This is a genomic window from Porphyrobacter sp. SLTP (assembly GCF_009905735.1).
Taxonomy (GTDB): Bacteria; Pseudomonadota; Alphaproteobacteria; order Sphingomonadales; family Sphingomonadaceae; genus Erythrobacter.
In genome coordinates, this window is sequence record NZ_JAAALE010000001.1 from 121,581 (window position 1) to 141,549 (window position 19,969).

The 19,969-nt window shown below is 59.3% G+C and carries 15 protein-coding genes; 3 read left to right on the top strand and 12 right to left on the bottom strand.

What is annotated here, in order from left to right; all coding sequences use genetic code 11:
* Positions 1-455 precede the first annotated feature (455 nt).
* The 4 genes from GVM20_RS00555 to nusG all read right to left on the bottom strand — a co-directional run bounded on the left by GVM20_RS00555 (position 456) and on the right by nusG (position 4,383).
* Positions 456-1,346: a UTP--glucose-1-phosphate uridylyltransferase gene (locus tag GVM20_RS00555; RefSeq protein WP_166545357.1), complete on the bottom strand. Its 891-nt coding sequence runs from the start codon at positions 1,344-1,346 to the stop codon at positions 456-458.
* Between the two features lie 88 nt (positions 1,347-1,434).
* On the bottom strand, positions 1,435-2,442 hold the full coding sequence (fcl, locus tag GVM20_RS00560) for a GDP-L-fucose synthase (RefSeq protein ID WP_199799384.1): 1,008 nt from the start codon (positions 2,440-2,442) through the stop codon (positions 1,435-1,437).
* 28 nt (positions 2,443-2,470) lie between these two features.
* Complete coding sequence (gene gmd / locus GVM20_RS00565; protein WP_166545358.1) at positions 2,471-3,514, bottom strand: GDP-mannose 4,6-dehydratase; 1,044 nt, start codon at positions 3,512-3,514, stop codon at positions 2,471-2,473.
* Between the two features lie 371 nt (positions 3,515-3,885).
* A complete protein-coding gene (gene nusG / locus GVM20_RS00570; RefSeq protein ID WP_166545359.1) occupies positions 3,886-4,383 on the bottom strand; it encodes a transcription termination/antitermination protein NusG in 498 nt (165 codons plus the stop codon).
* Between the two features lie 1,359 nt (positions 4,384-5,742).
* Between nusG and GVM20_RS00575 the strand changes: the two genes are divergently transcribed.
* Complete coding sequence (locus tag GVM20_RS00575) at positions 5,743-7,158, top strand: exopolysaccharide biosynthesis polyprenyl glycosylphosphotransferase (protein ID WP_166545360.1); 1,416 nt, start codon at positions 5,743-5,745, stop codon at positions 7,156-7,158.
* A 54-nt stretch (positions 7,159-7,212) separates the two neighbouring features.
* Here the strand turns inward: GVM20_RS00575 and GVM20_RS00580 are convergent, their stop codons facing one another.
* Positions 7,213-8,460 (bottom strand): glycosyltransferase family 4 protein, encoded by a 1,248-nt coding sequence (locus tag GVM20_RS00580; RefSeq protein WP_166545361.1) that lies wholly within the window; start codon positions 8,458-8,460, stop codon positions 7,213-7,215.
* Between the two features lie 672 nt (positions 8,461-9,132).
* On the opposite strand from GVM20_RS00580, the gene GVM20_RS00585 reads away from it, so the two are divergent.
* The gene (locus GVM20_RS00585) at positions 9,133-9,549 is read left to right on the top strand and encodes a hypothetical protein (RefSeq protein ID WP_166545362.1); all 417 of its coding nucleotides are present in this window, start codon (positions 9,133-9,135) and stop codon (positions 9,547-9,549) included.
* 398 nt (positions 9,550-9,947) lie between these two features.
* On the opposite strand, the gene GVM20_RS00590 is transcribed toward GVM20_RS00585, so the two are convergent.
* The 5 genes from GVM20_RS00590 to GVM20_RS00610 form a co-directional block, all read right to left on the bottom strand.
* Positions 9,948-11,291, bottom strand: coding sequence for an O-antigen ligase family protein (locus GVM20_RS00590; RefSeq protein WP_234031790.1), 1,344 nt, complete (start codon positions 11,289-11,291; stop codon positions 9,948-9,950).
* Positions 11,292-11,296: 5 nt separating this feature from the next.
* Positions 11,297-12,469 (bottom strand): hypothetical protein, encoded by a 1,173-nt coding sequence (locus GVM20_RS00595; RefSeq protein ID WP_166545364.1) that lies wholly within the window; start codon positions 12,467-12,469, stop codon positions 11,297-11,299.
* A gap of 53 nt (positions 12,470-12,522) precedes the next feature.
* The gene (locus GVM20_RS00600) at positions 12,523-14,745 is read right to left on the bottom strand and encodes a GumC family protein (protein ID WP_166545365.1); all 2,223 of its coding nucleotides are present in this window, start codon (positions 14,743-14,745) and stop codon (positions 12,523-12,525) included.
* 9 nt (positions 14,746-14,754) lie between these two features.
* The gene (locus tag GVM20_RS00605; RefSeq protein ID WP_166545366.1) at positions 14,755-15,498 is read right to left on the bottom strand and encodes a polysaccharide biosynthesis/export family protein; all 744 of its coding nucleotides are present in this window, start codon (positions 15,496-15,498) and stop codon (positions 14,755-14,757) included.
* Between the two features lie 146 nt (positions 15,499-15,644).
* The gene (locus tag GVM20_RS00610; RefSeq protein WP_166545367.1) at positions 15,645-15,881 is read right to left on the bottom strand and encodes a hypothetical protein; all 237 of its coding nucleotides are present in this window, start codon (positions 15,879-15,881) and stop codon (positions 15,645-15,647) included.
* A gap of 411 nt (positions 15,882-16,292) precedes the next feature.
* Between GVM20_RS00610 and GVM20_RS00615 the strand changes: the two genes are divergently transcribed.
* Complete coding sequence (locus tag GVM20_RS00615; protein ID WP_166545507.1) at positions 16,293-16,625, top strand: hypothetical protein; 333 nt, start codon at positions 16,293-16,295, stop codon at positions 16,623-16,625.
* A 190-nt stretch (positions 16,626-16,815) separates the two neighbouring features.
* Here the strand turns inward: GVM20_RS00615 and GVM20_RS00620 are convergent, their stop codons facing one another.
* On the bottom strand, positions 16,816-19,122 hold the full coding sequence (locus GVM20_RS00620; RefSeq protein ID WP_166545368.1) for an SdrD B-like domain-containing protein: 2,307 nt from the start codon (positions 19,120-19,122) through the stop codon (positions 16,816-16,818).
* The gene (locus GVM20_RS00625; RefSeq protein WP_166545369.1) at positions 19,109-19,966 is read right to left on the bottom strand and encodes a hypothetical protein; all 858 of its coding nucleotides are present in this window, start codon (positions 19,964-19,966) and stop codon (positions 19,109-19,111) included. Before GVM20_RS00625 ends, GVM20_RS00620 begins: the two co-directional genes overlap by 14 nt.
* Positions 19,967-19,969 lie beyond the last annotated feature (3 nt).

Genomic DNA, 19,969 nt, shown 5'->3' on the forward strand with positions numbered 1-19,969 from the left:
TGCTGGCCTCCCGGCTTGCTTCATCGCCAATTTATAGGCGCGACTAAAGCACCCCACGCCCGATAACCCCCACTGTAACGCGCTCACGTAGCGGAGCGATAGCGCAACAAGAACGCGCTCACGTAGCAAAGCGATAGCGCGACAAGAACACGCTCAATTGGCCAACGGGTAGCGCGATCTACAAAACTGCGAGCCTTTTGTCCGCACGCGATGTCCCGCCTGCGGCGGTTCAGCTGCGCTTCCCGGTGTGCGAAATTCTCGCCCGCACGCACTTCGGGCGGGTGGCGCTTCGCGCCGTCTGCGACGCCGCTGCGGGCGGGAGTGTCTGTTTGGCCTGTCGCCGAGGCTGCTTGATGCCAATCGCCGCTGCGGCCCCTACGCGGTCCGACCCAAAACTTGCCACAGATGTCGATCCGCGCCGCGGTGTCCGCGGCCCTCGCCCACCGGCGAGATCCTCACGCGAGCAGCCGCTCGGCCAGCTTGCGTACTTCGGCGCCCATATCGGGGCGGGCGAGCGCGATGGCCAGCGTCGCCTCGACAAAGCCGATCTTGCTGCCGCAGTCGTAGCGTGCGCCGTCGAAGGTCACAGCGTGAAACGGCTGGGTGCCGATCATCTTGGCCATCGCGTCGGTCAGCTGGATCTCGCCGCCCGCGCCCTTGCCTTGGTTCTCCAGCACCCGCATCACTTCGGGCTGGAGGATGTAGCGGCCCGAGACGATCTTGTTGGACGGCGCGTCGGCTTGGGTAGGCTTCTCCACCAGCCCGCGCACTTCGGTCAGCGCACCGTTTGCGGCACCGGGGTCAATCACGCCGTAAGAGGAGACCTGCGCCATCGGCACTTCGAGTACGCTGATGAGGTTGCCGCCGACTTCGCGATAGGCCTCGACCATCTGCTTCATGCAGCCGGTGCCCCCTTCGCGGGCGACCATCAACTCATCAGGAAGGAAGATCGCAAACGGCTCGTCCCCCACAATCGCGCGGGCGCACCAAATCGCGTGGCCCAGGCCCAGCGGCACCTGTTGGCGCACCGCGATCACATCGCCGGGCGTGGCGCGGGTGCAATCGAGCACCGACAGGTCCTTGCCCCGCTCGCTCAACGTCTGTTCGAGTTCAAACGCGATGTCGAAATGCTCGACGATCCCGGTCTTGCCGCGTCCGGTGACGAAGATCATCTGCTCGATCCCCGCCTCGCGCGCTTCGTCCACCGCGTACTGGATCAGCGGACGATCAACGACAGGGAGCAGTTCCTTGGGCACCACCTTGGTCGCGGGCAGGAAGCGGGTGCCAAGACCGGCTACGGGGAACACGGCCTTCTTTATCGGCCTGGGGCGAACAGGCTCGCTCACTAAATGATCCCCTCGCGAATGTATGGCATGAACACGCGCAGCCGCGTGCGGTACGGAATGGGACGTGTCGACGGGGCCACGCTTCGGATCACGCAATCGGCCCGTTCACCGCCGGGGCGACGCCCCGCACGCCCGCTCCTCCAGCCTCCGCCAAGAGTTGCGCCCGGTACCAGTCGTAAGTCTCGGCAATGCCTTGCGCCAAGCCGGTCGCCGGACGCCAGCCCAGGCGGGTGAGCTTGCCCGTGTCGAGCAGCTTTTGCGGCGTGCCGTCGGGCTTGGATAGGTCGCGCGTGATCGCGCCTTTGAAACCCACCACCTCGCATACCAGCTGCGCCAGCTCGCCAATGGCCACATCCGTGCCGCAGCCGACATTGACCGGCGCCGCGTCCGAATAATGCTGCATCAAAAACACGCAGGCATCGGCCAGGTCATCGACATGCAGGAATTCGCGGCGCGGCGTGCCCGTCCCCCAGATGGTAAGGTCTGCAGCCCCGCTCTCTTTGGCCTCATGCGCCTTGCGGATCAGAGCGGGCAAGACATGGCTCGCCGCGAGGTCAAAATTGTCGCCGGGGCCGTACAGATTGGTGGGCATGGCCGAGATAAAGTCGCAGCCATGCTGCCGGCGATAGGCCTGGGTCAGCTTGATCCCGGCAATCTTGGCAATCGCATACCACTCATTGGTCGGCTCAAGCGGACCGGTGAGCAGCGCCTCCTCAGCCATCGGCTGCGCGGCGAGCTTGGGATAGATGCACGAGGAGCCCAGGAACATCAGCTTCTCGGTCCCGCTGCGCTTGGCAGCCTCGATGACATTGGCCGCAATCATTAGATTGTCGTAGAGAAAATCGGCCGGAAAGGTGTCATTGGCAAGGATCCCTCCGACCCGCGCCGCCGCCAGGAACACTGCCTGCGGCCGGTGCCGCTCGAACCAGGCGCGCGTGGCAGCCTGATCCATCAGATCGAGCTCGTCACGCCCCGCGGTCAGCACCTCGCATTGCTCAGCCGCCAGGCGCCGCATAATCGCTGCACCCGCCATGCCCCGGTGGCCCGCGACAAACACCCGCTTGCCGGCCAGATTGTAGAGTGGAAGCTCCATCATGCGGTCTCACACTGCAAAATTAGCAGCCTCACCCGAGCAGCGCCAGATCGGCCGCGACCATCTCGCGAGCCAGCTCGCGCACGCTGGTCTGGTGCGTCCACCCAAGCTTTTCTTTTGCCTTGGAAGGATCGCCAAGGAGAAGATCGACTTCGGTTGGCCGGAAGTAGGCCGGGTCGACCTCGATCAGGCAGCGCCCGTCAGCGCGCGCATAGCCCTTCTCCTCGACCCCCTCGCCCCGGAACTCGATCGGGATCCCGGCATCTTCGAAGGCCCAGCGCACAAACTCGCGCACCTGAGTGGTCTCGCCGGTCGCCAGCACATAATCGTCCGGCGCCTCCTGCTGCAGCATCAGCCACATGCCATACGCATATTCCTTCGCGTGGCCCCAGTCGCGCTTGGCATCGAGATTGCCAAGATAGAGCTTGTCCTGGCGCCCCAACGCAATTGCGGCCGCAGCCCGGGTGATCTTGCGGGTCACAAAGGTCTCGCCGCGCAGCGGGCTCTCATGATTGAACAAGATGCCATTAGAAGCATGCATACCATAGGCTTCGCGGTAGTTGACCGTGATCCAATAGGCATAGAGCTTGGCAGCCGCGTAGGGGCTGCGCGGATAGAACGGTGTGGTCTCGCTTTGCGGGACGGCCTGCACCAACCCATAAAGCTCCGAGGTCGAAGCCTGATAAAAGCGAGTTTTAGTCTCGAGACCCAGGATCCGGATCGCCTCGAGCAAACGCAGCGTGCCGATCCCGTCGGCGTTGGCGGTGTATTCAGGTGTCTCGAAGCTCACTGCAACATGGCTTTGCGCGGCCAGATTATAGATCTCATCGGGCTGCACTTCCTGCACAATCCGGATGAGATTGGTTGAATCCGTCAGGTCGCCGTAGTGCAGCACAAAGCGCTGATGATGCTCGTGGGGGTCCTGGTAGATGTCCTCAATGCGCCCCGTGTTGAACGAGGATGAGCGCCGCTTGACCCCATGCACCAGATAGCCCTTCTCTAGCAGAAGGCGCGCCAGATAGGCGCCATCCTGGCCCGTCACTCCGGTGATCAGTGCTGTCTTGCCGTTACTCATCTCTTGCCCTTATTGGTGCGCCGCCTAGCCCCGTGCGGCAGCAACTGCCTCCTGTAGGGGAAGGGCTGGGGGCTTGCCCTAACCCACCACCTACCGGAAACTGTCTGGGTCGTTTACGTTAGAGGCAGAACCGGTGCTTCGACAAGCCGCTCGGCCAGCAGCCCATCGCGGCCGTCCCTGAATGCCAAAGGGAGCTGCTCCAGCCGGCATCCAATTTGTCGCTCCGCCGCTCAAGCGCGATCCGCGGCGCCTGCCCGTTGCCAACGCTCCCACGGCTACCGCACTCGGCGGGAAGTGCGCCCGCTTGAGATCGTGAAATCGGACGCCTTCGCGCCGTCGCCAGAGGGATAATGCAAAGACATGCTGAGCCGCTAGGCCGCGATCAAACGCGCACGCGGCACCTGGACCCGGCGCGGACCAGAAAGCAGGTCAACCAGCACCATGACCCGCGCATGACGATCGCCAGACAAAAGAATGCCGGTCACATCATCGAGCGCGCCGCCTACAATCCGCACGGCGTCACCCGCCGCCAGAGGCGTATCGAAATCCACCACGCCGTGCGCATCTGAGCGCGTGGCCAAGCCTTCGACAAAGCCTGCGGGCAGGCAGGCAGGCATGTCGCCGAACATCACAAGCCGGGATACTCCGATCGTACCATTGACCGAGCGCCAGCTGTCGCGGGTCACGTCGAGCGATACAAACACATATCCAGGGAAAAGCGCTTCACGCACATCCAGAACGCGGCCAGCGCGGCGGCGAGTGCGGGAAATCCGCGGCGCAAAATGCGCGAAATCTTGTCGTCCCAGATGCAGGCAAGCAAGCGCTTCCTTGCGCGGCTGGACCTGTACTGCATACCACTGCTGTGTCATGCGAGAGCCCCTTTTGCGGCCGTGGAGAGGGGAGCATGGCCGCACCGCGAGGTATATCGCTGCCTCGCACTATGTCCATAACCAACCAGCGCTTTTTCGCTTCGGGTCACCGCGCATTGCGCCACGAATTGCTAGCTCAGGGGCGGCCGGGCAGCTTTGCCATAGGAGGCACACACAGGCAGCGACCTATGCCGGTCACACCGAGCGGTAGCAGGACCGAAACCCTGAAGCGGCGCTTTACGATAAACAATAATGCGCTGGTCACTTTCACCCCCAATAGAGCTCTGCGCGACCCGAAGGGATGCGGTCCATGCCGGCCATCCCTTATTGTCCTAAGCCCCGCCCACACCCGGGGTGCGGGGCCATCTTTCTGGCTGGGTGGCGCCACTTTCTGGGCGCGAGTGGCTGTCGATCCTGCAGCGAGTTCACACCGCTGCTGAATGGCGCGCGACAGAGTGGTCCGAATAGATCGCCAATCTGCCGGCTCCGCAAACTACCGACAGAATTTTGCACTGAAGGTCGCTGGCAGCCATTCATCTAGCGGCCGGTAGACTGCGAATCTTGCCAATCTGTTGCCAGATCAAAAGTCGTGCAGTGATGATGTGGCCCGAATATCACAAAGCGGGCTCGCGTGAGCAACAACACCGTTGGGCGCAGTTAATCGCGTTCAGGCCCAGGGAGCCTGCGAGGCAAACAGTCACAATGCTTGGCTTTGGCCTCCTCCTGCCGGAGTGCAGAGCACAGTCCAGCGTCGCCGAGCCTGCCGGAAAGCTCATCCCTGCGAGGAGCGAAGTCAAATTTTTGGGGCGCCAACCGCGTTTTGGGCTTGGTGACCCCGCCGCCTTGCTGCGGCCACAGCTCCCACGATATTCTGCAGCAGCATAGCCTTATTGTGTTGCTCGACTAACAAGCCCGCCAAGAAGGCGGCTGTCACCAAGAGATCACACTATTGCGTCAAGCCTACGTGACGGTCATGTTACGGCACAGAAAAATAGACCCTTTTGCCTTCATTGCACCGCACGATTTGCCCGGTTTGTCGCAATGGAAGTGCCATTTCATCCGACTTCCCGCACATTCGACGTCTAGCAATGTGGGTGGCCCGATTGCCACCGTTAGACGTTTCCTTGGGGAGGGAAAACGGGGGTTAGGTGTCATACGATGTTTGGCGCAGGATAACTGTAGAGTTGGCGGCATCGAGCGGCGTGATCAAGCGCTCTCGTGCACTTTTAGCCTTCAGCCGCGTACTCGCGGGCTCATTTGGCCCGTCCGGATGCTTTCACTCCGCCATCAGATCGTTGGGATCGTTAAATGACAGAAGGTCCTTTGCCCCCTCTTTCTGAGGTCTCGCTTGGCCGATCTATGATTGTCAGCAGCGACACAACCGCCGAAGCCAAGAACGATCCAAGCACTTCTTCCGAGGGGCGCCCTACTCAGCCTCCGCACTTATCTTCGTCTCCCGCGGGAGTTGAAAAGTCAGAAGGCGGAGAGGCGGTCAATGTTGTGCCTCCGGAGCTTTTCAGCGCTTTCATGGTGCGGCGTCTCGAGCTGCCCTTCCTCCTTGTCGGCGGGATAGCTCCATCGATTGCTGTTTGGCGGTTGCAGGGGCGCGCACTTTTTGGCGAAGGCTTTACCGAAACTCTGCTTATGCTCTCGCTCAGCATAGCCGTCAGTTGGTACGTTCTGGACCGTCTGCGCGCGCACGCCAAGGCACGGCATTTGTCTTATGTTATGCCTGTCAACACACTGGTCTATGGCAGTGCGTTGTCCGTTATCGCTTTGATGCGCCTGCCTTACTCAGCCTCATTTTTCTTGGTGGGCGCCACCAGCGCCATCGCGGTGAGCTTTATTCTCGCCGTACGCAGGCGCGGAATTATGAAACCGCACCTTATCCTGCTCAATGGGCGAGCCTCCGAGATTCGTCTAGGAGGGCAGTACTTGGCGGCACCATCGCTCGATGATCTTACTGCTTTATTGCAATCGGGACGACGTGGTTGGGCGCTCGTCGCCGACCTACATTACTATCACTCTGCACCATGGGAACGCCTATTTGCACAGGCTTCGTTGGCGGGGGTTCCGGTCTATCACTTTCGCCAGATTGCCGAGATGCAGACTGGACAGGTCAAGATCACCCACCTGAGCGAAAATGAGCTTGGCTCTCTAATTCCCAACGTCACCTATATGCCATTCAAGCGGCTTATTGATTTTCTGGCAGCGTTGCTTTTGCTACCATTCTGCGTCGTCGCCTTTGCGATCATTGCGCTTTTGGTAAAAATTGACTCGCCCGGCAGCGCGTTCTTCATTCAGGAGCGTGTGGGCTTCCGCGGGCGTACCTTCCGCATGATCAAGTTTCGTACCATGCGCCAAACTGGACCATTGGAGGACGCACAGGATAGCCGCGAGGATGCGATGACCCGCACTGACGATGATCGGATTACCAGGATTGGTCGGTTTATGCGCCAGACCCGGATCGACGAACTTCCGCAGATATTCAACATCCTGAAAGGCGAAATGAGCTTCATTGGCCCGCGTCCTGAAGCTCGCTCACTCGCTGAATGGTATGAGGAAGAACTGCCGTTCTACTCCTACCGCCACATCGTGCGTCCCGGCATCACGGGCTGGGCGCAGGTCAATCAAGGCCACGTTACCGACGTAACGGACATTCTTTCCAAGCTGCGTTTTGATTTTTATTACATCAAGAACATATCGCTCTGGCTCGACCTGCTAGTCGCGTTGAAGACCGTCCGCGTTATCGTTACTGGCCTTGGAGCAAAGTGATCTCTGATATGGTTGAGGCTGTGTCGCCCAGCCAGCATGGCTCCGACGCGAGTTTCAATCGGTTCCGACGATGTTCTTGGACACCGCCTCTTCGATGACGGACCGCCATTGAGCGATGCGATCAACCCGCGAAAGCTGACCGACAGAATAGGTTCGCGCGTTCTTTCCAAGCCTCTGCCGAAGTGCAAGGTCCCCCGCCAGCCGCGATACAAAATCGGCTACACCTTGCGCGTCGCCCTTGGCGAAACTCGACCCGCAGTCTGCTTTCCGGATCAGACGAGCGACCTCGCCTTCAATATCACCGATATATACGATGGGTCGTCCGACCGCGGCCGCGCCATAAAATTTGCTCGGAACAATCAAGCCTTCGAGTTCTGGTTCGAGTGAGAGCCAATGAATGTCGGGTACGCTGAGGCTCTGTCGCAATTCGGCGCGTGGTCGGTATGGCCGCTGCGCGACTACACTGGCTAGGCGAGCCTCCTTTGCTGCCGTCTCAAGGTCAGCATGTTTGGCGCCCCCGCCAATGAACAGAAACCGGACCGTCTCGGCCTGCCTGACTGAGAGGAGGGCTGCGGCTTCAAGCATGGTGGCTGCATCATGTGCCCGGCCCAAATTGCCCGAATATCCAACAACAATGTCGGTTTGGCTGAAACCCCATTGCGCGCGCAGAGAGTTATCCTCTGGCGAAAGCGGCAACAGCACATCGTCCTCCGCCCAATTTTGGATGACGCATAACTGTCTCTGGAAAACACCCCTAGATTGCAGCATTTGAGCCATGCGTTCCCCGATTATCACGTTCTTATCGGCGTGTTTCCATGCCCAATCGCGCAGCCGGATCACCCAACGGATTACTGGGTTCGAAGGCGAGCCAATGCCGAGACGCATAGCCGTTTCGGGATAGATATCCTGAACCCAATGGATGAGCCGCGCACCCTTGAATCGTGCGAGCAACGCCGCAAAGATGCCAACCAGCGGCGGGTCGGTCAGGCAAATCACAATATCGCCTTGGCGGATATGGTGCAGCCCAGCGAAAATCAGGCCACAATAGAAGACAATGAAGTTTAGCGCACGCCCAGCGAGTGATTGATGTGAGATCGGTAAGTTAGGCAGGCGTGTAACGCTGACATCGCCCCCGAATAGGCTAAGCTGAGAGCCATCGGCTTCCGGCGTGTAGGAAGCTGCAGTGGTAATAACATGTATTTCAAGACCAATCGGCGACAATCCGACGACCAGATCGGTGAGCATCAGCGCCGTGGCGCTTTCGTCAGGATAGAAAAATCGGTTGATGAATATGAGGCGCATGAGCCCACGCGTACAAGGTGACACGACGTCGCTGCAAGGCCTGAGTGGCGGCGCTGCGCGTCAGAAAGGCGGTAGCGATCACCGTGATCAGCGCTAGCGCCTCTTTTCTTCTGGCAACGGCGCATGGGGAGGGGAGGATCTGCCTATTTCTGGACGACCCTTCAAGCTAATCCGGTCTTGTTCCGAGCCGGTCGTCGTCATCCACGCGACCGATGCGTCCTTCCTAGGCCTACGGGACGAGGACGAGGGCGTCTGAAGGATCGCCCCCGCAAAATGCGGCCAGCGCAAGTGCAAAGGCCAGCGCCATGCGACCGAGAATGGTTGCAAACGCAACCCCGGCAAGGGTCTGGAACAAGGGCCACTAGCAAGGGCTATGGTTGGACGATGTACATGCAGGCACCCGTCACCCAATCTCAGGAGAGGGTAGGAAACAAGCTGGCTGGTGCAGCACAGCCTGGCTGTCATGCTTGCGCGATTTCGGCGCAGCTCTGTGACCATATGGGCGCCGACTGCGGGGCCTTGGCGTTGTGGATTGCCATACGTCTAAACCGAACTCCGCGCCGCACCGACCAGCCCATTCTCTATCGCAAAAACTCACCTGGATCAGGGATGATAGACTTTATTCGGTAAGGTTTTGATGCTATGGGACTACTACACATGGGAGTACAAGCCGTGATCAAGATTTCAAACCGCAGCACTTGGGCCGCGCTCGCGTCGCTTGCGGTCCTTTCGTCCGCCGCGATTGGCGGTGTCGCGATTGCACAGAATGGGCCCGCGCCGAAGCAGTGCGGCGTGACGATTGATCGCAGTGCAGATCCTTCAAGCTTTGGCCTCGTACGCCAAGAATTCAAGAACGGCAGCTGTATATGTGCCGTGACGACGGGTCCGTTGGATCAATCCGAGTCGGTAGAGAAGCGGATCGCTTCGCTTGTTGAAAGCAGGACATGCGCTGATGCGACCTCAGTCGTTATGCCCGGTCAAGGCGCCGGCCTGTCGGGAGCTGTGATAGGTGGCGTAGCCGGTATTGTCGCTGTCGTTGGCTTGGTATCTGCACTCGATGACGACGAACCGCAGCCCGTTAGTCCGTAACGCCGCTCTCGAATGTGCCGGGCTGCGCCGATGACTTGGGCATTCGTGCAGTTTTGAATTTCGCATAGGATGATCAGCGCGAACGTTGAAGTCTTAAGGCGCACCAAGACAGCTCAGAGGTCATGTCTCGGTATAGGCTGCAAATTAGCAGCCGCGTGTATTTCGAGAAACGCTCCAAAAGGGCTATCGCAGACTAACCGCTGGCCTCTGCTAGACATCCTTCGTCGCGCGTTGCAAATCGCCCAAAACCACTCGTAAACCGGTCGCGATTATGCAGCGGTGCCTAAGAGCACATCAACTTTGCTTTGTCGCGCCAATATGCCCGGCACCGTGAGCAAAGCTTGCCTGCGGCTATATGCGCCAACCGCTGCTGCGCCTCGGCACACGCTAGCTTTTCATTAAGCTTGGTCCGGCGCGCGATCCGGCTGTTTCGGCGCCTTACCTATTGCTGCCGACTGAACCGCCATCATGACCAGGCTGATTGCAAAAACACCGCTGATCGCCGCCGTTCGCAGTGGATAGTCGACGACCGAATGAATTAGAATTGTCCCCACGGCAATTGCGCCTGCCAAAGCAAAGGGGTTGTCGGTCTCATTTAGCCAGATCCGGACCAAGCTGCGCATCCACCAGGCCAGAAAGGCCACCATCAGCGGCAGGCTAAGGAAACCGAGCTCGAGCAACAATTCGAGATAATCATTATGCGCATGATTGATATAGGCTTTGCTCACCTTATCGGTATCTTCGTAGCGCTGATAGACCTCGGAAAATGTGCCAAGGCCCGACCCGAAGGGTAAGTGATCGCCAATCGCCTCAAGCGTGTGGCTCCAGATTTGCTGGCGGCTGCCACCCGAGGAATCGAGCTCCTCAAATTCCAGAAGCTGTGCACCTTCTTCAGTCACCAGCAGCCAACTGAGCCCCCCGACCAGCACAAGCGGCAGCAGTATCAGGCTCGCCTTGCGGATCTGCCAGGATCTTACCAAAATCATCGCGCTCGCGACAAGCACCGGCCCAATCAGCGCGAAGCCCGCCAGGGACCCATTGACCACAATCCCTGTGATAACCAGCGCAGCGAGCCCGAGGCCAATTGCGATAAAGAGTACATTAAATTCCTCTTTGCCGGTCTTGAACTGCCGCGCGATCAGTGCAGCTATAAATGGCAAGCTTACAAGCATCAGGGTAGCCAAATGATTGCTATTGGCGAAAAATCCGACCGTAGAACCAACGTTGGTGATGGTGTAGAGATAGGCTAACGATCCTCTACCTTGCCCAAGCTGGATAGCGCCCAGCAAGACGGAAAGCGCCATTGCCGCCACGATCGCCCAAGCCAGGCGCTGCGGCTGCCAGGCCGACAGCCGCAGCATGCCAACGGCCAAAGCCATCGCCGGTATCAACCAGACAGCCGATTTGAGCGCCTCGTTGGGCAAGAGACCCCAAAACACTGGTGCATAATCGAGCCCAATCGCTGCCCCCTCTGCCGCCAACGCAGCGCGCCCTGTAGGCATGTCCCACAGAGCCTGGGGGATTGGGACAAACTGCAGCAGTATCATGAGCACGGCGGCGATGAGCAGCCGAGCGAATATGCGTCCATCGGCTGTCTGGGGTGACGATGGTTGCCACAATGCCCAAGCGATCAGGATAGCACCGAGAACCTGCAACACACCATTCGCAAAAAAGCCCCCATTACTGGCGCCTCCCAGAATGAGGCAGGCCAGCAGATACAGAGGGATCCATAGGTCGCGCATCGGCACTACTCATTCCCCAGTCTTAGGATCTCAACGGAACGGATCACGACCGAGCGGGCCCCCCTTTCGTCCCCAACGCGTGCTGCAAGCGCCAGCCACTGTGCCGGACAGGCATCGACCGGCACCGTAAAGCGGTCCGTGACGCGGGTGCCGAGAATGTTCGCGCGCTCGAACGGCAGGTCGATTAAGGTTGTCCCGCTGGTCGCACAATCGACCCGCCAGGCAAGATCGGGCAAGCTGGTACCTTGTGTGCCAAGACTATAGTTTAGGCGATAGGTCCCCGGCGTGAGCAACAGCGCCTGGCGAGCCACCACCCAATTTTTGCGACCGAAATGGACGACCTGCAATCCTGCAACACTCTGCTCTGCCAAGCCACCGTCAGACGCGGAAATCTGCCACCCAAATGGCGGACCCACATTGCCCGAGAATTTTGGATCAATGACACGCCCAAGATCGGCCGGCTGACGGGCGTAGAAATGCGCCCACAACTGCGCCGCCTCTGGCCACCGTTCTGCCTTCAGATAGGGGTCGATCAGACCACCAACCTGCTGCCTGATGCTATCGCTGCTCAATTGCTCTGCGGTCATACGAGCGCTTAATGCCATAATAAGCGCCGGATCGACCTGCTGCTCAGCCAGTTCGCGCATGATGGGATAGTTCAGCAGCGACCCCTGAAGCGCCTGTTTCGTTGCCGCGCGGGTAGTATCGTTCTGCACCAAGCTGGCAAGGACCGGTAATAGTGTTTGCGTCGAGCCAGGCCGGAGACGCTCGAGCACGCCAGCCTCAGTCACGACCTGCTTCGCATTGGCCTGCCGAAGATAGGCTTCCAAAAGCATGACGCGCGTGATTGCGTTTCGAGGATCACGCTGTCGAGCGATTTCGAGCAAGCGCAGGGCTTCACTGTAGCGCCCTTCATTGGCGGCGCCAAAGGCAGCCACCACAAAGGCTTCATCGCTCAGAGGTTCGCGGCGTGCAGCGCCCAGAACCGCTGAGCGATATGCAAGTGATGGGCCTGATGGATTTCGTGTCAGCTCGGCGCGCGTTTGGCTCAGGACCCGAAAAGGATCATCGGCAAGCGAGCCGGCAAGCCGGGAGTCAAAGGGCGCCAACCTCAGATTCCAAGTCATTGCCAGCAGAGCCAAAGCGCCAAGGCTTAAGGCCGAGAAAGTGGCCACCATACGCTGCGCCCAAATCACACTAACCTCACCGAAAACTACCAGCCCTTCCTGAGCTAATCCCGCCCCGGCTCACTACCTTCGAACAATTGCGGAGACAGCTCATGACCCCTCGACTCTCCGGAGATTTGGGTCTGGCTGTCATAATAGCCATAGTCATATCCATAGGCGACGGCGCTGCTTGGGCATTTGGTAAGCGCAACGCCAACAATACGCGCGCTGGCCGACTGCAATTGTGCAATGGCCTCCAACACCACTTTACGCCGCGATCGTCCACTCTCTACCACCAGCAAGGTCCCATCGCTAATGGAGCCGAGAATTATGCTGTCGGAAAAGCCTAGGGTCGGCGGACAATCGATGATGATCTGATCAAAGAGCGTCCGTAGCCTGGCGATCAAGGATCGCATTTCTTTGGAGTTCAAAAGCAGGCTAGGATTGGGCGGCACGGGACCGCTCTGGAGCACATAAAGCCCCCCAGAGTTTGTACGGATGAGGTTTTCTTCAAGCGATCCGTGTCCAGTGAGCAAATGTGACAGACCTGCGTCCTGCCGATCATCGAAAATGAACGAGGGACGCCGCATGTCGCCATCGATTAATAAAACGCGTTTACCAATCGCAGCCATACGTTTGGCGAGCACCAGACTGGTCGTCGACTTGCCTTCAGCAGCTGTCGAACTGGTCACCGTCAGCACCTTCGGTAGGCCTAGGCTAGTGCTGAACTGCAGCGTCGTCAGCAAGGAGCCATAGGCCTCTGACATTGGCGATTTGGGGTCGAGTAATTCATCAGTCAGATTTTCGTTGCGCTTGAGCTTGGGAATGGTGCCCAGCAGGGGCTGGCGCAGCTTTTCGCGAACGTCATCCGCTGTCTTGATCAGATCGGTCATGAATTCGTGGAGCATTGCAGCTCCCACACCGATCGCTAGGCCAAGCAGCAGGCCGAGGATCAGATTACGCGGAATGTTCGGTGTAAACGGCACGCCAGGAACTTGGGCGCGGTCAACGATAACTCCAGCTGGTGTGCCCACGCCTTCGCCCACACCAATCTCATTATACTGCTCGAGCAGCGCCTGGTAGAGTGACTGCTGCGTATCAACCTCACGCTTAATGACCTTGTATTCTGACGTAAGGCCTTGCTCTTGCAGCACGCTCCCACTCAATTGTTGCACGCGAGCCTGCAATGCGGCCTCTTCGGCTTGTGCAGCGCGGAACTCTGCCGCGAGACCGCTTGAGGCGGTTCGGGACTCGCGATTAATGGCCTCGTTGAGCGCGTTAATGCGCTCCCGCAACCGCACCATGTCGGGATAATCATTGCCAAGATAGGTGGATTTCTCCCGAAACTCTGCATCGAGAGCAGACTTCTGGCTCCGCAACGACGCCGTGGCTGCCTGGTTCTCCGTCAGGGCGCCGGCTTGGCGATAGCGCTGTTCAGTGGCAATCCGGCGTTGCTGCGCTTCGGCAAGGGCAGAATTCAACGTGGTGAGCGAGCTGGAGGTCAAACTGGTAGTGCCCTCGCCATCCTCGCCGTCTCCACCCGGCATGATGATATTGTTGGCCCGTGCATATTGAACCAAAGCCAGCTCGGCCTCGCTCAGCTTCTCACGCGTGATTTTGAGTTGTTGGCTAAGGAAATCACGAGTCTTAGCGGTGGATTCGTAACGTCGATCAATGCTGCTTTGAACATAGGCGTCGGCAAATCCATTGGCGATACGAGCAGCTTCCTGTGGATTGTCAGACGTGTACGATAAGGCAACAAGTCGGCTGTCGGGCACAGGTGCAACCTCAAGCCCTCCTGACAGTTGCGCCGCCAAGGCCTCTACCCGCTCGACAAGCCCAGTCGCTGAGCCTGCCGAGCCTGGCTTGTTGGCCAGGCTCAGGTCTTCTACCACGCGCTTAGCCAAGTCCCGGCTCTTCATCAGGCCATATTGCGTGGGCAAAAACTGATAGTCATTGCTCATGTAATTCATCGACTCGTTGGACGCACCGGCGGCAATAATCGGCACGGTCGGCGGACTAAGTTCGAGCGTTACTGACGTGCGATAAAGCGGCGTCACGGTCAATGAATAGGCCAAAGCAGCCAGCAGGCCGAGCACTGCTGCCGCCGAGATCCAAGGCCACCGAGCAAGAAGCACCCGCAAGATTGCGCGCAAATCGAGCCCGTCATCCTCGTAATCGTCATCGACAAAGCGCTGCGCCTCCGAAAGCGCCAGGGGGGTTGGTTTTGCGCTCTGCTGTTCAAGATTGCGCGAACTGTCGCCGGAGCTGGAACTGATTTGGTTCATGCGCGATGCCTAGAGCGGAGAAAAGATTTGGAAGATCGGAAAGGCTTGAATCGTGTCGCGCCATGCGCGCCGAACATTATTGCCGTCCACTACGATGATGTCACCGCGGAACACTTCAGGATCAGGCGCTTCTCCCGATCGGATCGTGGTCACATCGAAGGCAGCCGCCATCCGCTGACCATCGACCTGACGAAAGATCGCAACCCGCTTGGGGTTGCCGTATTCGTCCACACCGCCGGACCGAGCGATTGCTTGCAATAGGGTAGTGCGTCCGATTACGGGGTATACACCGGGAGTTTTCACTGAGCCTTCCACCGTGAGCACACTGCCGCGGGATTCGGCAACACCGACACCAATTTCAGGGTTCTTGAGATATCCTTGCGAAAATCGTGTCTTGAGCTCTTGTGCCAGCTGGTCGGCAGTCAGGTCGACCGCTCGAATGCTACCGATAAAAGGCATCGTGATCCGCCCGGTCAGGTCGACTTCGTAGGTACCAGAAAGCTCGGTGACCTGAAACACTTGAACGGTCAGCTTGTCGAGCGGGGCAATGGTATAATCGGCCTGCAGAGCGGTTTGAGATATCGGATCGGGCTTGCCAAAGTCGGCCACATCATAAGGGATCGCGCCGCCCCTCGACGCACAGCCTGTCAAGACGAACACGCCAAGGATGAGCGACACCATAGCGATTGCCGAAGACATTGTCACAGCAACGCCGTTAGGAAATTGAGACTGCTCAAGCTTATCTGGCGACATTTCTTCAAACCCTCATTGATCTGACATTTGAGACAGAATCAGTGCCTTGGTCTCGGGATTACTCCGAGTACTACCCCGCCAGAGGCTCCGTGGCTAGCTCGAGGTTGAGGGTTCGGCCCTAGCTTGATTTAGATCTGGGCGGTTGTTTAGCGCATCAGCGCGGTTGAAGCAGGCCATAGCTTATCGAGTTCGGCGGCGAACGCAGCCGGGGTTGTGTAGCCAAGGGACAAGTGCAGCAAGCAGCCGGTGGCCTCGGGGATCTCGCACAGACTTGCGCCGTCGGCGCGGCGCATCAGCTCGACCACGGCATCGATCTTGTGGGGGCGGGAAGGGGAAGTTTCGGTGATAGCGAGGGTGCTGATTGTTTTTGCCGTACGGGCCATGAGGTGGCTCCAGCGTAGGAAGCGTCCTAGTGTCGTTGCTATCACCTTAAGCCCCGGTCGCGCGCATGCGTCGGGGTTGCCGCACCGGCCGACATGCGACTCGCTGGCGGAGCAACACACGCTCGACCGTGCGGGGCGGTCGAATGGAATGTGCAATGGTTCTAGAAATCGGCCCGGCCTTTCGGTTGACCGCGCGTCCCTTCCAGATGCATGAAAGCCGCGCGCCGAGCCGAAAGTGCTTGGCTGGTAACTTGCGCCGCGAAGTAGCCAATCAGACTTAAGGACGCACGGACTGAGACAGCCAACAAGACGCGGTGATTTCGCTTGCAATAGCGTCCAAATCCGCGATCTTTGCGTTCTGAAACCGGGGTAATGGGGGCTAATATGTATAACTGGATAAAGGCGGCAGTGATGGCCGCAATGCTGCTTTTTGGGGCCACAACCGTCTCGGCGGGAAAGCAGGATTTCGATCTTATCAATGCCACGGGGTACACGATTGCCGAGGTTTATGTTGCGCCTTCCTCCAGCAATGACTGGGAGGAAGATGTTCTCGGCCGTGACATGCTTTCCGATGGTGAGGGGGTGACGATCAACTTCGCGCCCAATCAGAAGGCCTGCATGTATGATCTTCTCATTGTGTGGGAGGATGGCGACCAGGCCACCTGGGAGGGCTTCAATCTGTGCACCGTCTCAGAAATCACGCTCTATTGGAATAACGGCAAGGCAACCGCCGAATACCAGTAAGGGTAAGGTTAGCCAGCTTTGCGCCGGTCGCGCTTTATTGCGTGATCGGCGTCCGTTTTTTGGCTTGGCAGCGCGAATGCGCGAGGCTGCAAAGAGGCACTGGGGCAAAGCTGTCGGTCTCCTACGTGTAGCGGTGCGGTTGCCTGCACTATGACCGATGCAGCACAAATCTACACGACTGCCAACGTGCTCATTGCCTCGTAGCCGCGATATCGAGCTGCGTTGTTGTGCGCACCTCAACCTTGACCGTAGCCGCATAGGGCAATCCAATCTCATCCGTGCCCTTGCGCTCGATGACCCAGGGCAGCGGCAGGTTATCGGCGTTCAGCGTGATGCGGTGCTCGCCGTCAGCCACACCGGGGAACTGGTAGAAGCCCGCTTGATCGGTTCGGATGGCTTCACGCCCGTCGAGAATGACGATGATGCCGGGTACGCCAGCTTCGGCGGGGTCGCGTTTGCCGTTCTCGTTGGCATCGAAAAACACCGATCCCGCAAGGTTGCCCACGCCGCCGACCGGGAACTGGCGGTTGCCCAACATGCTCCGCGGACGTCCGGCCGACATTGTGTAGCGAAGTGTCAGATAGGCTGCGCGCAATCGGAATGAGCTTCGCCGAAGTTCCTCAAGTTGAGCGGGATCGGGACCAAGCGGTGAATTGAAAAACGGGATGCCGAGACGTGACACCAGGCTTGATCTTGTGTCGGTGTAAGAGCCCGAGAGGCTCCAATTGGCCGAAAGCCGCGCAGAGGCAACCAACGTTGCCGAAAATGAATCCGATTGCTGCGAGGCAAGGCTACCGAAGGACGCGCCAGTGGACTGGAAGGGTCCAAAAAACTCCGACGCCGCTGTGCTGTTGTCGGTGGTGTATGCAACGTTGGCGTCAAGGCTGACGTCCTTGAAGGGCATCAGGCCGGCGCTGACGGCGAGCGAAAAGCCGTCAGCCCGCTCGCTCTGGACGAGGCCTGCTCCCGAGAATCCTTCGCCAGTCTGCTTCCGATATTGATAGGACGCCTGCGTACTCAGGCGGCTGCCTGCAGGCAGGCTCTCCGGCAGTGTCCAATTCTGGACGAAACCGATCCGATAGAAGTCTGATAAGGCATCCTGGCTCCAGCCAGCTTCGGCCCGAGATGTCCCGAGCCCGGTCTCGAAGTCGACATAGGCGAGCGCCTGTCCAGAGCTCTGCCCGTTGGCAACGCGAAAACTCGAATTTAGGCCGACAGCCGTTGAAAACCCGATGCTTCGGCGCATGTCGGCGTTCACGACAAATCCGCCAAGGCCCGAATTGTCGACAGAATCGATGGCATCAAAGTTGAACGTCCAACGCCACCGCTGCGACGAACGCGAGAAGCGGTAATAGGCCCCGTAGGCGTTGCTCAGCACTGCTGATGCGCCCCAGGTGAGCCCTGGGCCGAAGTAGTAAATGCCGCCATTATGGACCTTGCGACCCGAGCGGTATCTCACGTCGATCGAGCCGCCCGCAGCTGCACCAGCCTCAGCGAAAGCCTGGGTCTCTGCCTGACTGACCGAACGGTTCGACCATATCGCATTGGCCTGAAGGCGCAGCCCCGGCTGCGCGTAAGCCAACGATCCAACCACGGCCTGTGATGATATCAGTGGTACGGCATCATCCGCGCCCGGCGTCTGTATAAACGCTGCGAAAGGATCGCGCGTATCGTCAACAGCGATCGCCTGCGCGCCTGCTGTCCAGCCCGGTGCCAGTTCGAGCTGGCCGCCGCCGGACACCAGCAGACCTGACAGGCCCGAATAGTCGTTCAATCGCAGCCCGCCGAGCAATCCGGGCTCTCCGACCGAGAGGTTAAGGCTGGCGAACGGAACCGGATCCTTATCGATCTCGGTCGGACTGATTGGTTTGTAGGCCTCGAGCGAAACGGCAGCGCCCATGATCGGGGTGACGGGCAGGAAGAACCGGGTTTGCCGATCAAACAAGCCAATAAGCGGCGTGGAGGTCGCGCCCAATGCACCATCGCCAAGCCAGCCGGACCCGAGCGGCAGATCATCGGTCGCAAGCCTGAACAGGCCGTTCCAGCGGTCAGTGCCGGGCTCGCTCAGTGGACCGAGACTAGACCCGCGCCGGATCTGCGCATCCAGCCCGATCATGCCGAAATTGTCGGTCTGATACTTCCCGGACACAAGAATGCCCGCTTCTTGCTGTGGGCGATCAAGCGCCGAGGTATCAAAGCTGCCGGACTGCGATTTGGACGTGATCCGCGCTCCGCCCACTTCGATAACCAGTGACCGGAGGTTGCCACTGGTGTTGCTGGAGGGGACATCATCGGATTGAAGCGACGGCTCGAGCGAACCGTCGCCAATCAGGCGATCAACATAGGCGACCGCGGGCTCGGACTTTTCGTTGGGAGCGGACTGGGTCTGGCCATATGCGGCAGAGGCCGCAAGCACGGGTGCGAGGACCGCGACCCGCAAACCAGAACTGTAACAAACCCGAACTCGAAGCAAGGCGTGGTTGTCACTCTTGTACATCAGGCTCGAACACCCCTTCGAATTTGAAGGAGTTGGTCGAATCGTCCATCTCGCCAGCGATCGTTATCGGAAAGACGATCGGTTCCTTTGCCTTGCTCTGCGTTGTCTCTCCGGCTTCCAGCAGCTCTTCGCCATCATCGGGATTGAGCGCGATCATACGCGTCTCGCCGGGGAGAATGGGGAGGGTGGAGGGAGAAAACTCCCGCCGCACACCGGCAGCATCGGTGCCGCTCAGAAAGGCTGAAAGCCGACCATGCGCGGTTCCCGTGTTCTCCACCATCACCACAGGTGTCTGGACGCCGCCAATCGGAACAACGTCAGCCTTCACGATTTTGAGCACGGGCTTCACGTCGCCGACAGCAACATAGACAATAAGGGCGATCTGCCCGCTCACCGGAAACTTGACGTTCTCCGCAGGCGCGACGTTGTTGTCACCTCCCGCAATGACAATCGCAAACCGGCATTCGGTTGGCGGCGTCTCGGGCGGCGGGGTGACCTCGAACCGGTAGCGTAGCGAAGTTCTGCCGGGCAAGGATGTCTGACGCCGTTCAATCGCTACCCACGGGCGGCAGGAGCCGGGCTTCAGCGCCTCGGTAAGGATCACGCCCCCATCCGCCGTCAGATCCCATTCCGCCGTGGTAAATGTCAGCTCGGCTGGAACGTCGGACCGGTTGCTCAGCTCTGCAACGGCCCGCACCGTCTCGCCTGTTTTGGCGGAAAGCTCGAAACGCGGCGGCGAGACCGCGAGGGCAAACTCATTAGCCTGTGCAGGAAGCGCCCCGAATGCAAGCGCCACACCTGCGGCCCACAGGGCCGGCGGAAAACGGAGTGTTTGATTGGTCATTGG

Bases quoted from the DNA above. Each gene is read 5' to 3' on its own strand.
- gmd (WP_166545358.1), bottom strand. From the start codon at position 3,514: ATGAGTAACGGCAAGACAGCACTGATCACCGGAGTGACGGGCCAGGAT.
- GVM20_RS00600 (WP_166545365.1), bottom strand. From the start codon at position 14,745: ATGAACCAAATCAGTTCCAGCTCCGGCGACAGTTCGCGCAATCTTGAA.
- GVM20_RS00605 (WP_166545366.1), bottom strand. From the start codon at position 15,498: ATGTCGCCAGATAAGCTTGAGCAGTCTCAATTTCCTAACGGCGTTGCT.
- GVM20_RS00580 (WP_166545361.1), bottom strand. From the start codon at position 8,460: ATGCGCCTCATATTCATCAACCGATTTTTCTATCCTGACGAAAGCGCC.
- GVM20_RS00595 (WP_166545364.1), bottom strand. From the start codon at position 12,469: ATGGTGGCCACTTTCTCGGCCTTAAGCCTTGGCGCTTTGGCTCTGCTG.
- GVM20_RS00625 (WP_166545369.1), bottom strand. From the start codon at position 19,966: ATGACCAATCAAACACTCCGTTTTCCGCCGGCCCTGTGGGCCGCAGGT.
- fcl (WP_199799384.1), bottom strand. From the start codon at position 2,442: ATGATGGAGCTTCCACTCTACAATCTGGCCGGCAAGCGGGTGTTTGTC.
- nusG (WP_166545359.1), bottom strand. From the start codon at position 4,383: ATGACACAGCAGTGGTATGCAGTACAGGTCCAGCCGCGCAAGGAAGCG.
- GVM20_RS00610 (WP_166545367.1), bottom strand. From the start codon at position 15,881: ATGGCCCGTACGGCAAAAACAATCAGCACCCTCGCTATCACCGAAACT.
- GVM20_RS00615 (WP_166545507.1), top strand. From the start codon at position 16,293: ATGGCCGCAATGCTGCTTTTTGGGGCCACAACCGTCTCGGCGGGAAAG.
- GVM20_RS00590 (WP_234031790.1), bottom strand. From the start codon at position 11,291: ATGCGCGACCTATGGATCCCTCTGTATCTGCTGGCCTGCCTCATTCTG.
- GVM20_RS00575 (WP_166545360.1), top strand. From the start codon at position 5,743: ATGATTGTCAGCAGCGACACAACCGCCGAAGCCAAGAACGATCCAAGC.
- GVM20_RS00620 (WP_166545368.1), bottom strand. From the start codon at position 19,122: ATGTACAAGAGTGACAACCACGCCTTGCTTCGAGTTCGGGTTTGTTAC.